Source organism: Pseudomonadota bacterium (genome assembly GCA_036339585.1).
Taxonomy (GTDB): domain Bacteria; phylum Pseudomonadota; class Alphaproteobacteria; order UBA8366; family UBA8366; genus UBA8366.
In genome coordinates this window covers 15,845-28,298 of the sequence record JAYZAS010000021.1, presented here as the reverse complement: position 1 = coordinate 28,298, position 12,454 = coordinate 15,845, and the positions used below count along the sequence as shown (strand labels likewise).

General features: G+C 43.7%; 10 protein-coding genes. 5 read left to right on the top strand and 5 right to left on the bottom strand.

The features are described 5' to 3' along the window. Positions 1–7: 7 nt before the first annotated feature. Positions 8–685 (bottom strand): isochorismatase family cysteine hydrolase, encoded by a 678-nt coding sequence (locus VX941_11785; protein MEE2934085.1) that lies wholly within the window; start codon positions 683–685, stop codon positions 8–10. Between the two features lie 260 nt (positions 686–945). Here VX941_11785 and VX941_11780 point away from each other — a divergent pair, with 260 nt between their 5' ends. Both VX941_11780 and VX941_11775 read left to right on the top strand, forming a co-directional pair. Beyond that, complete coding sequence (locus VX941_11780) at positions 946–1,872, top strand: LysR family transcriptional regulator (protein MEE2934084.1); 927 nt, start codon at positions 946–948, stop codon at positions 1,870–1,872. Positions 1,873–1,988: 116 nt separating this feature from the next. Then, entirely contained in the window at positions 1,989–3,359 is a 1,371-nt protein-coding gene (locus VX941_11775; GenBank protein ID MEE2934083.1) for an amidohydrolase family protein, read from the top strand. A 188-nt stretch (positions 3,360–3,547) separates the two neighbouring features. Here VX941_11775 and VX941_11770 read toward each other — a convergent pair whose 3' ends face one another. Further along, complete coding sequence (locus tag VX941_11770) at positions 3,548–4,807, bottom strand: glycosyltransferase (GenBank protein ID MEE2934082.1); 1,260 nt, start codon at positions 4,805–4,807, stop codon at positions 3,548–3,550. A 159-nt stretch (positions 4,808–4,966) separates the two neighbouring features. Here VX941_11770 and VX941_11765 point away from each other — a divergent pair, with 159 nt between their 5' ends. After that, on the top strand, positions 4,967–6,187 hold the full coding sequence (locus tag VX941_11765; protein ID MEE2934081.1) for a CoA transferase: 1,221 nt from the start codon (positions 4,967–4,969) through the stop codon (positions 6,185–6,187). A gap of 33 nt (positions 6,188–6,220) precedes the next feature. Here VX941_11765 and VX941_11760 read toward each other — a convergent pair whose 3' ends face one another. Together VX941_11760 and VX941_11755 are read right to left on the bottom strand one after the other, a co-directional pair. Beyond that, the gene (locus VX941_11760; protein MEE2934080.1) at positions 6,221–7,492 is read right to left on the bottom strand and encodes a hypothetical protein; all 1,272 of its coding nucleotides are present in this window, start codon (positions 7,490–7,492) and stop codon (positions 6,221–6,223) included. Between the two features lie 257 nt (positions 7,493–7,749). Continuing rightward, complete coding sequence (locus tag VX941_11755) at positions 7,750–8,853, bottom strand: ornithine cyclodeaminase family protein (GenBank protein ID MEE2934079.1); 1,104 nt, start codon at positions 8,851–8,853, stop codon at positions 7,750–7,752. A gap of 96 nt (positions 8,854–8,949) precedes the next feature. On the opposite strand from VX941_11755, the gene VX941_11750 reads away from it, so the two are divergent. After that, entirely contained in the window at positions 8,950–9,834 is an 885-nt protein-coding gene (locus VX941_11750) for a TauD/TfdA family dioxygenase (GenBank protein ID MEE2934078.1), read from the top strand. 307 nt (positions 9,835–10,141) lie between these two features. On the opposite strand, the gene VX941_11745 is transcribed toward VX941_11750, so the two are convergent. After that, positions 10,142–11,332, bottom strand: a complete 1,191-nt coding sequence (locus VX941_11745) for an MFS transporter (GenBank protein MEE2934077.1) — start codon at positions 11,330–11,332, stop codon at positions 10,142–10,144. 145 nt (positions 11,333–11,477) lie between these two features. Here VX941_11745 and egtD point away from each other — a divergent pair, with 145 nt between their 5' ends. Next, positions 11,478–12,449, top strand: coding sequence for an L-histidine N(alpha)-methyltransferase (egtD, locus tag VX941_11740; GenBank protein ID MEE2934076.1), 972 nt, complete (start codon positions 11,478–11,480; stop codon positions 12,447–12,449). Positions 12,450–12,454: the final 5 nt, after the last annotated feature.

Sequence of the window (12,454 nt, the reverse complement as noted above, 5' to 3'; positions counted from 1 at the left end):
GAAAAAATTAGGCAAGCTGATCCATTAACGTTTGGCTTTCTGAAACTGCACCAAAAACACCACCTTGCATTTTTACCATCTTAATCGCAGCATCGTGGTTACCTTTGTCGGTAGCCCCGCAGCAGTCCTCCAGAATGAGACATTCAAACCCTCTATCATTTGCCTCTCTCATAGTTGTATGAACACAAACATCCGTAGTAATGCCCGTTAGGATAAGATTATCGACATGACGAGTACGCAACAGTAGTTCTAAATCAGTAGCACAAAAACTGCCCTTACCAGGTTTATCGATAATAGGTTCGCCAGGGTCGGGTTTTAATTCATCAATTATTTCCCAGCCAGGTTCACCGCGAATCAGAATTTTACCACAAGGGCCGGGATCGCCTATACCCGCACCTATTTGTTGTGATCTCCATCGTTTATTAGCTGGTAGATCGGACAAATCAGGACGGTGACCCTCACGAGTATGGATAATATGATATCCTTTCTTGCGCATTGTTTTGAGAACTGACTTGATCGGATCAATCGCGACACGTGTTAGGTTTAGATCATATCCCATGCTATCGACATAGCCACCCGGACCACAAAAGTCGGTCTGCATATCAATCACAATAAGTGCTGTATTTTCTGGTCGCAGATCGCCGTTAAAAGGCCAATTATATGGGTCTGCTGATATAGTAGACATGTTGTATGTTTCCGAAAGTTACTTGCGAGGGCTACATTTCTCAAAAAATTTTTTATAAGTAAGAATCTGATAACTTAGGTCCGAAATTAGTAGTGACCTGTGTTGCTGTCTGCTGCTAATTTTGCTACGACCTTGTGCAAAAAATAGATCGCACCTGTTATTACTGCGCGCCCCTGGGGTTTCAGAAGGTTAATATATCAAGAAGCACTTATTGCAAGTGTGGCTGAACCAATGAATTTTTAAATTGGCTGTAATTTATTATGCGTAATATCATAATTTACACATATATTTTAGAGGTTGTGCGGGCTGGGTCCGTCCGAAAGGCAGCCGAGAGATTAGCAATCACTCCATCCTCACTCAACAGACGAATTCAATCTTTTGAGCAAGAGATGGGTGGCCCAATTTTCGAGAAAAATGCGCGAGGTGTAAGGCTAAATGCTGCTGGTGAACTTGCTGTTCATGCTTTCAAAAAACATTTGGCAGAAATAGACGTACTAAAAGCACAGATTGAAGATCTACGAGGTATCCGTCGTGGAACCGTATCGATAACATGTTCCCAGCCTCTACTGCCTCACTTTTTACCGAGACAGATTTTGAAATATCAAAAACAGTTTCCGGGCGTTGATTTCAGCGTAAGTGTTGCTGACCCAGAGGAATCAGAGGTAGCGCTTCTCAATTACGAGGCTGATTTAGCAATAACATTCTCACCCCTCCCAACCGAGAGCTTCGAGACAGTCGCGAGACTCGAACAGTCAATTTTTGCAATTATGTCTTCTTTCCACCCCTTAACGCGGCATGAAAGATTAAATCTTACGCAGTGCGTCGAATTTCCACTAGCTTTGCACGATAGCAGTTATTCAATCGGTAAAATTTTAGATTCCCAAGCACAATTATCTCGTCTGTCACTGCGCCCTTATCTGAAGTCTAATAGTTTTATTTTGCTTCAAAATTACCTATTAAATAGTGATGCTGTTGGTTTTGAGATTGAGATCGGTCTTTTGGAAAATGATCCCCTCGGGCTGGTAAGGAGACCCTTGATATTAAATGCACCCCGAAACATGTCAGTGCAACTCATCAAGTTACGTGGGCGTAACCTTTCGGTTGCTGCTGCTAAATTTGCGGAACAAGTTGCGTCTGCTTTTAATTCGGATGCATGTAAAAGTATTAACCATCTAACTGGTAAGTAAAATGACTTACGAGTGGCACGCTTAACTTAGTTTGTTGACGCGGAAAAAATTAATGAGTAGTAGGTGGCAAAAGCAAAATGACGACTCAAGCGGCCATCGCGTGGAAAATAAAATAAATGAATTTTAAATACCTGTCGGCTAATGACGTTTGCCTAGCACCCGAAGTACTGCTTACGCACGAAGGAGTGAAGCATGATTGGGCCATTAAATATACAGGGGCTAATGTAACCGGAATCGGCCCCGTCGAGCTTTATCCTGAAGCAGAAAAATTGCCTGGTAGGGCAGTGGTGCCCGGTTTCGTGGATGCACACACTCATGTAGGACAAATTTTCGGGAAAGCACTTATTGGGGGTGAGCCGGCACAAATATGGCGACGTATTTGGCATCCAATGGAAAGAGATATGGATCAAGAACAGTGCTATCTTTCGGCTAAATGGGCATTTTGGGAGGCACTTCGAGGCGGTTTTACAAAGGTGGTTAACTATGGGCTTAATAGCTTTCTTAAAAATGCTGGAGTGCATCAAGCGGCACTTGAGACTGGCATAAGGCTCGTTTCAGCCTGCGGATTAGATGAATTTTCTGGTGAAATTGGCACAGGACACGGCAATAAAAATTGGTCAGAGATTGAAGATGTAATTCTTAAACACATTGAGCATTGTGAAAAACATGAGCTTATAAGTCCCTCAGTATGTTGCAGCTCCTTTATGGGTAATTCTCCCGAGACACTCTCCAAACTTTCAGCTTTCTGCGAAAAGAACAAAATACTCCTGCAAATACATTCTAATGAACATTTCCCGGAATTACATGACTCTATTTTGGCTCATGGGATGCGTCCGATCGAACTATTGCACAAACATTCTGTGCTCGGCCCCCATGTTCTATTGCACCATGTTACGCTTGTTTCTGAAGCGGAGATTGAATTGATTGTAGAGACAGACACAGCCGTTTCCTACAATCCACTAGCTAGCATTTGGAAAGGAAATGCAGTTGCGCCAGCGTTGCGGTTTGCGCAGCGGGGCGTCCGCTTCGGCATGGGATCAGATACAACTTCTGCTGATGGTTTTAAAAACCTCATGGCAGCAGAAGCCTGCCAGCGAATTGAACATGGTTTGCCAATAGCCGATTTTTCATGCGGGGCCGCCTGGACTTGGGTCGAGGCAGCAACTGCTCAAGGCGCAGATGCTACTGGTAGCGCCGGTAGTCACGGCTACCTTAAAGAGGGATGTGCCGCGGACTTTTTGATTTTGGATATGATGGTACCCGAATGCCTCCCCAGTCATGACTTTGAATGGGAATTAGTTCGGTATTACAACCGAGATCAAGTGGATGCAGTGGTAATTAATGGTCAGCTGTGTATGGCGCAAGGTAAGCCAGTTGGATGGGATGCTGAAGAGCTCAGATTGTCTGGCCTTTCCCAAGCAAAGTCTATAACAAGCAATTCGGAAATTGTTCGGCTCCATGGGCCTTCACGTCTTTATAGATCTTAGGCCTTTACCTTGATCGGAACACATTTTCCATCATTGCATTAATTCCCTCCACGGAATTAGGTGCGCGTGTATGCGGTATAATGATATTTACTGAACCCAACGCATTTCGCAGATGATATTTTTAAACCGCCCCTACGAAATGCTTCATTTGAAAAAGCAATTCTAAACGATCGAATAGTTTTTTTTAACTAGGGCCTTGTCTCAGCCGCGCTACGCCACACTGGTATTAAATCTTGTTCCAATACATCAGCCCAAGTTAATCTTTTCGTTTCTACATCGTGGCGCGCGGCTTTGCGAAATGCTGCAATCTTGTCAGGGTTATTTAGAAGTTTTTCGATTTCGTGCGCCCAAACTTTAGGTGACGGATCTTTTATAATTAGCCCATCTTGCCCATCTTGTTCTACGTAAACATCACCTCCGCCGGGAGCAACAAGTATTGCCGCACCTGATGCTTTAGCCTCAAGAACGGCATTGGGCCATATCTCTAGGGTTGAGGGAAAGACAAACAGATCACAGGATGCGTTTAAAAGGGCTATATCGGTTGATGCCAAGGTACCTGCAAATGTAACGCTATCACCAAGAAGATTTCCAATCTCATTTTTAAAATAACCTTTTCCGGCAAGAATTAAATGCAAGTCGCAAGAACGATCGAGCAGTAGTTTGGTAGCCTTTGCGAGTGTCATTACATTCTTTGAGCCATCAAGTCGCCCCACAAAAGCGATTATTGGTTTTCCTTCGGGAATGCCAAAGCGTTTACGCAATTCATTAGGGTTTCGTTTGCTCGGATGGAAGAGTTTTTTGTCTATGCCACGTCGTAGTTGGGTTGAATTCGTTTTGATTTGGGGACCGGTTTCGAGCACATTTTTTTCGGATGATAAAGTGGCTCTGCACTGTGCCGTGTGTTCCACTAATTTTTGCTGCATATTTTTTGAAAACCTTTCAGGGAGGCGTAATCTTTCGATTAATAATCGTCCGAGTATCCCTTTTCCACATACCTGTCTTATGGCTTTTTCAGAATAAACTTTAGTGAAGCCTGGAGTATCCGTATGCACAGAATTGACCAATGGAATATCGTATTTGCGACTAAATCGTGCAGCTGACTGAGCGTAAGCAAAATATCCATCAGTGGTATGAATTACGTCGTACCCTTTGAGATATTTTTTTAGCCGAGGATGGCCAGGAGCCAGGTCAGTATAATCTGCTATGTTACGGAGAAAGAATAAACGCTTCGTGCTAAACAGCGGCCGCAAGGTAATAATGCGCGTCTGGGGTCCGAGGCTTATTTCTTCATCATTATTACCTTGGAAATGTACAGTCAAGTTGAGTTGATTGGCAAACCCAACTGCTGCTTTGGCGAAGTGCTCCCAACATTTAACGTGTCCACCTGCCTCGTCTCCACGTTCCAGATCAACGAGCACGCCTACTCTCAGTGGCGTGTTACAACCCATCTATACCCTCACTGCGAATTAATCACTAAACTGGCGTAATGCTATCAGATAGTGTTTGGGTCGTCGATCGGTAGCTAAAATGGAAAAATAATATACAAAGGTTGTATTCGTTGCGTGTGTTGTACATTTGTTGCAACTAAACAAATAGAGGACAAGTAAATGTATGAATTGTTAAAGGGCATGCGAATTATCGAGGTGTCTGCATTTATTGCGGCGCCTTATGCTGGATTGAGCCTCGGACAAATGGGAGCCGAGGTCATTCGTATTGATCCCATTGGCGGGGGGCTCGACTATCGACGATGGCCAGTAACACGCGACAATCGGAGTCTTTATTGGGCAGGCTTAAATAAAGGAAAAAAATCGATAGCGCTAAATGTACGCTCAGATGAGGGGCGTGACATAGCTCATGCACTTATGACAGCACCCGGTTCAGATAACGGCTTCGTATTAACTAATTTACCACCACGAGGTTGGCTCGAATATGGTGTTCTCAAAGAAAAACGCGAAGATTTGATTATGGTTAGTATTGTAGGCAATCGAGATGGTTCGGTTGCTTTAGACTATACCGTCAATGCAGCAGCTGGTTTCCCATTTCTCACTGGTCCAGTTGAATACGACAAGCCAGTAAATCACGTAATGCCAGTATGGGATGTGGTTGCCGCACTTTCTGCAGTGCAAGGCTTGATGGCTGCAGAACGCAGACGCAGAGAAACAGGTGAAGGAGGCCTAGTACAGTTAGCACTTTCGGATACAGCATTTGCCACTTTAAGTCACCTTGGTTACGTGGCTGAGGCGGAGATTAATGGTGAAAATAGACCAAAAACTGGCAACCATGTTTTTGGCTCATATGCGCAAGATTTTGAAACTGCAGATGGTCGACGGGTAATGGTTACAGCATTTACAGCACGCCATTGGCAGGTGCTTGTGAAAGTAACGAACACAGCTGCAGAAATGAGGAAGATAGAGGAAAAATTGAGCATCGATCTTCGGCTTGAGGAAAATCGCTACGCTGCGCGCAATCAGATTACAGATATATTTCGGAAATGGTTTAAAAGGTATGATTTTGCCACAGTGTCATCAAAACTTGGCGAAGCGGGTGCATGCTGGGGGCCTTATCAATCTGTTGCTGAGGCAGTTTCGGAGGATCCAAGGCTTTCAACTAAAAGCCCTTTGTTCGATGAAATTGATCAACCAGGGATAGGAACACATCGTGCTGCTGGCGCAATGTTGGAATTTTCACACATGGACCGTCGGAGAGTGGCAGCAGCACCAATGCTCGGTCAGGACACGGATAGTATACTTTCAAAGATCCTTGGTTTGAGTCATGCTGAACTGGAACGCTTACACGCTAATGGTATAATTGGCGGACCCACACCTTAAAAGTGAGTCTTTGTCGTAACACTTTTTGTTGGCCTAGTAGTTCCACTTCACATTCAACCCAACACTGTGGCTCTTATATTCCTGTGCTCCATCATTCGACCAATTTTTTACGAAACGATATTGGGCCGTAAGGTCTGTGCTATCGAAGAAAAATTTACTGTAGGTGAATGCTGGACTGGCAACAAATGTTGTATCACGGCGATTGTTGGACACATCTATTTCACTGCCCTCGTACAGTCGTGTAAAATGTGAGACCTGCATACTCATGCGCGCCGAGTCGGCGATCGGAACGTGGTATCGTAGAACTATTCCTGGGTTAAAGTAAGTGTATTGCGAACCTCTTGCTTTGATGTATGCAAAAACCGGTCTTACTGACAATTGGTCGCTATTTCTTAAAGAGTCGTAAAATAACAGGTTGGCAGCTATTTGTTGTTTAGCGGCCTCGTAAGATTCATATTTCTTCGTAAAAAATTCACGGCCAAATTCAAGTGTTATCTCATTAATCCAATATTGTTGAGTATTTTCAAGAGCTAACGCAAAGCCATTGCTATGGGAAAAATATTTGTAATTTAATAGATTTACCTCGGCAAATGGTAAGCCAGATATTTCCCACTTTTCAGACACCCGCATGACTGGCCCTGCCTTTAGAGAAAAAAGATCATGACCATTTTCGCTATTTTCAATATTTAATTTTGCATTAGCATTGAATTTGGTTCTTAAATAGTACCTGTGATCTGTGCTTAGGGTACTTTCATTCAGTAGCGAAGCCATTGCTGAAATAATCAAGTCACTTTCTGGCTTGATTATTTCAGGTCGTATACTTGTGTTAGTATCTGAGAGGAAACCAACGCCGAGGGTAATCGAAGTGCCTTTATTGTGGCTACGGGCACCCTGGGAAAGATTTTTCTCAGCAGGTGAATGTTGTAATTGAGTAGATAAGTTTTCTTGAGGTTGCCCTCGGTGTTTGGGCACTTTGGTATCCACATTTTTTTCTGGTTGAAATGCGACACGACCACGTCGGGCCCGATACGAACGAATATAATCATCATGTGTAGCAAGTGCGTATTCGTAATAAGCTTTTATTACAGCGGAATTATTAGTTAATAGGGCGTTCTCATAATTATAGCGTGCTTGAAGGGCACGCTCGTAATAATAAAGTGGCAAATCTTGCGATATTGCACTAGGGGATGACGTCGCAAGTATAACGAATACAGCGAGTCCTAACCGAAGAGAGTTCAAAATGGGCCACCATAAACTGCCCACCTCTGCCGATAACTCCGACCCTGGAGTTCCTAAGAATTTCATTTTTTGTTCTATTATTTTTTATTAAGTTTCAGTAATGCACCCATGTTTTTCTAAATATGCAAGTTTCAATACATAAATCTGATCGAATGAAGAGGTAGAGTAGCCCTTATAAGTTGAGGGCTCAATAGTTGCTGGGAAATATCATAAACCATTTCACGGTTCTTGTTCGGATATACCAGAGTTAAGAATTCATGCGGCTGCTAAAATATGCTAAGGATATCGCTTTTTAAGACTATTTCTTTATTGCCTTAATCTTCTCAATTTCTTATGTCCTCAAGAAACCATTCGGTGGGTATTTCTATGCCTAACCCCTTTTGTTTGCATTTTGTATAGACAGCTCCCCCACAGGAAGCAAATTGCAACCCGTTATTACCTTGATTTTCATAATAGGTTATTTCCTTATCATTGCTCCGCCCTGCGACGGCTCCAGATATTAAGTCTGCAAAAGTTGGCAAGGTCGGATGTGCGAAGTCAGAAGCCTCTGCAAATGGAACACTTGCGAGTTGTTGGTCATTACCTGCCACATATCCACCGGTGCCCCCTCCGACGGAATTGAGAAATCCATTTCCGTCTGCCATTTTTATTTTTTCATCGCCCTGACGTATTGCGATATCAAAGTATTTCAGGTGTTCTTGCCCTACCTCGAAGTCATTGACGTTGACTACGAACATTCCCGGCTCTAACCACTTAGGATCAAATGTTGGCACCATACTATCTGTGCAACTGCAGACTATGTCCGCTCCGTTCATTGCTTCTTCGGTGCTTGGAACTGGAATAATCTCAACCCCGGTTTCTTTATGCATCGCATCTGCATATTCTTCGCGATTTTTTTGGTCGCGGCTAAATACTTTAACCCTTTTTATGTCTCGCACACACTTGATGGCTTGTAGATACGTCCGTGCCATTCCTCCCGAACCAATCATACCAATTGTTTCAGCATTCTCGCGGCTGAGATATTTTGCACCGATGGCTGCCCCACCACCTACGCGCATGTGTTGTAAAATACCATCATTGATGATTGCTAGTGGTGCCCCATCCCCACTGCTAAATAAATAAACTAGGCCGCAGTATGTTCCAGGTTCGACGCAAAACTTATTTTGATTGGTAATTTCACCTGCATCATTGCGTGGCCAACTCATTATGTCAGATTTAATACGAGTAGCGAAAAACCCATTGCATGCCCCTTCTGTTGACCCCCAGCGATAATAACTATCCTCAAAGTCACAAGGGACATAAACGTCGATACGTGGCCTCATAACCGAGGAGCGCGTTGCTAATCCGCGAAATGCATCTTCTTGAACATCGATACAGGTTTGCATATCGAGCAACTCTTCGACTATCTTATTATTGATGATCAACATATTTTGACTCTCTGGTTAAAGTAGAAACTCACATACAATGGTGTATGCTTTGATTTGTGATTTACCAAGTAAAAAGGGGAAAAAGATAGTAGTGCGATGAATGTTACATTATTGCCAGGTGGTGTTTGCGCTGAAATAAACGGTGTGGATCTCAGCGGCCCATTTGCAGATGAGGTATTTAGTAGGATTAATGAGGTGTGGTTGGCCACTGGCGCGCTGTTAATTCGAGGACAATCCCTAACCGACGAACAACTGCTAGCCTTTGCCAAGAAATTTGGGGATTTAGAGTTCCCGCCAAGCAAGTTATTGTCCCTTAGAAAGTCTGTTGGCTCCTCAAATAAAATTTCATCGCATATTAATGTTATATCGAATGTAGTCGAAAATGGTCAACCGATCGGGCAATTGGGTGCTGGTGAAGCCTCTTGGCATACGGATAGTGCCTTTGTCGAGGAGCCACCTGCAGCTAGTGTACTCTATGCTATTGAAATACCATCAAAGGGCGGCAACACCTCTGTGGCAAATATGACTAAAGCTTGGGATTCCTTAGACCCTGTCTTGCGTGACGCTATCAGAGGGAAAAACGCAAAACACGACTATACATACACTAGTGTCGGGGAACGCCGAAAAGACTTTCCGGAGGTACTCGATCCTCGTGAAGCGCCCGGACCGACTCACCCTATTGTGCGAACCCACCCGGATACTGGGCGGGAAAGCCTATATCTTGGTCGGCGGCTTAACTGTTATATTATGGGGCTCTCCCTAAATGAGAGCGAAAAAATACTGGACCGACTATGGAAGCATGCGGTGAAACCAGAATTTACCTATGAGCATGTTTGGCAAGTGGGTGATGTCCTGATGTGGGATAATCGTTGTACAATGCATCGTCGAGAGGCTTTTGACAAAAGCGAGAGGCGTATTATGCATCGAGCCCAGGTCAAGGGTGGGCGCCCGTATTTCGAGGTTGACAAAACATCAACATGAATATTTCAAAGTCCTAAAATATGCCGGATGAGGAAATGCGCGTTATCATATGCTCGCAATGGTGCAATTGTAACGACCTTCTATTCACTCGAGTATCTCGATCCTCCTTAACTGATGGGCAGGCCCATTTCCCTTGGCACTGAGATTGCCGGAGAGATGATTGAAGTTGCGGACGGCGTTACTCGTGTTAGGCTAGGGGATATTGTATTTGGAGCTATTGATTGAGGTGTCCATGCAAAAAGCTAACAGTTGCCGTAACTAATCTTCACGTGTTGCGTGATGGCTTACAAATTAAGATCCTTCAAAGTTACCGGGCCTCTTGAATTGTTATTGCCAGAAGTTTGCACAGCGGGATAGTAAGCAAAACCACTCCGGCCACAACAATCATGGTTGTTTCAACATTAGTCCAATCTGCGAGGACCCCGTATCCAAGCGGAGCAATGATGCCGCAGACAGATCCCAATGTGTAGATAAGACCATAGGCACGGGAGTGCTTTTCTCCTTTTATAAGGTCGGGGACTGTCCCGTAGATGGCGGAGGAAGTACCATTCAAAAAGACACCGAGAACTGGAAGGAGAAAAAAAGCATAAAGGCTTGGCATCGCAACAATGGCAAGGATCATCAAGGCTGTGGCGAACTCGGTAAAAGCAATTGTTCGGGTCACACCAATCCGCTCTGCAATCATACCTACAGCCAATTTCCCGCACATGCCGCCAAATATCGTCACCAGAACCGCAAGCGCCGACCACTCTGTTGAGACACCTTTCTCGATCATTAAAAACGCAGCAAATGTCAAGAAACCGTTCCTCGTTGTATTGTCTAGTGCGGTAATAGCACCGAGCAACGCAAAACCTGTTGGATGTTTAACCCCCCATTCCGAGGGGCCACTACCAGTGGTTTTTGACAGTGTTTTTTTAGGTCTGGCACCAATAGCAGATGCTCTGAGAAAAAGCCAAATAACAAGCGCCGTCACTAATGCGATAACACCAAAACCGTAAACCGGTGCTTGCCAACTGAAGTTGAGGCTCGCAGTGGCAAAGATTATAGTTCCCAAAAACAGAAATTTTCCGATATCGCCGAAGGCATTATATATACCTAAAGCGGCGCGCTGCCCGTTTTTAGGATAATTGCTTGAAAGAATAGAGGAGGATAATGGATGTTGAAAAGCACCCCCACACCCTGCCAAGAAAATAAATGTTAATATGGCCCCAAAATTATTTGCTGAACCAAGTCCCAAAAACCCAAAACCAGCTAGTGCAGTCCCTGCCACTAAGAGTGGTCTTGTCCCTGTGCGTTCTGACCAAATTCCAATGGGTATTTGAAATGCTGCAGTGGCTGTTTTGTGAACTGCGCGCAAAAGACCCACCTGCGCGAACGAAAGGCCGAATGCATCACGCAATAATGGTAATAGAGCGTAAAGCATATCTACGAGGCCATCATGCACCACGTGAGCTCCACAGGTAATACAAAGGGCCGTTTGTTTTTTACTTTTAGGCATTTCTTGACTATGTCATTATTCTCATTTTAACACAAACTTGTTGCATGGCTTAAAGGACAAGACTTAGAAAAAGAAAAGGTGTACAAACTTATAACAAGGCGATCTGTCTAAAATCTTCCTAGCAATGTAATCTCGGAAAATCTCCATGGTATCTCTCTCAAATTTTGACTCAGCACATGAGTCATTTGTTGCTGACAATGATTTTTTAGCAGAAGTTATATTAGGACTAAGAGGCCCGATTAAATCCTTACCTTGTAAATATTTTTATGATGAAGTTGGGTCTAAGTTATTTGATTCAATTTGCGAATCTCCAGAATATTATCCAACACGAACTGAGCTTAAACTTATGAAGGATGCTGCCCCAGAAATAGCTAACGCTATTGGGTCAAATGTAGATTTAATAGAATATGGCAGCGGCGCCTCAAAAAAAGTTAGGTACATTCTTGATGCGCTTGAAATGCCGTCATCGTATGTGGCAGTTGATATTTCTCGAGATTTTCTTGTGAAAGCTAGTCGGTCTGTGGCTCAGGATTACCCAGGGATTGCTGTGCATGCAGTGTGTGCAGATTTTACTAAACCGTTTGAGTTGCCTAAGGACGTGGGTATTAGATCCAGGCGTTCAGTGGGTTACTTCCCCGGATCTACAATAGGTAACTTTACTCGCCCTGAGGCAAAAGATTTTCTTGAGGCATGTGTAAAAACATTGGGGCCCGGGGGAGGTATGCTTGTTGGTGTAGATCTCAAGAAAGACCCCATTACTCTAGAAGCAGCTTATAATGATGCTGCAGGTAACACCAAAGCTTTTAATCTTAATATTTTATCACATATAAACCGAGAGTTGTCGGGAAACTTTGATCTTCAATCTTTTTGTCACGTAGCCTTTTATAATAAAGATTTGGGGCGTATAGAAATGCATTTGGAGAGCTCTAAGAAACAATGCGTCACTGTAAGCGGTACCAAATTTTACTTTGAAGCAGGTGAACGAATTCATACTGAAAATTCGTATAAATATGAAATTGACGAGTTCCAAACGTTAGCATCAAGTGCAGGCTTTGCCCCTTCGAAGGTATGGACCGATGATAATGAGTTATTTAGTGTTCATTTTCTTCAGATTTAAAGAAT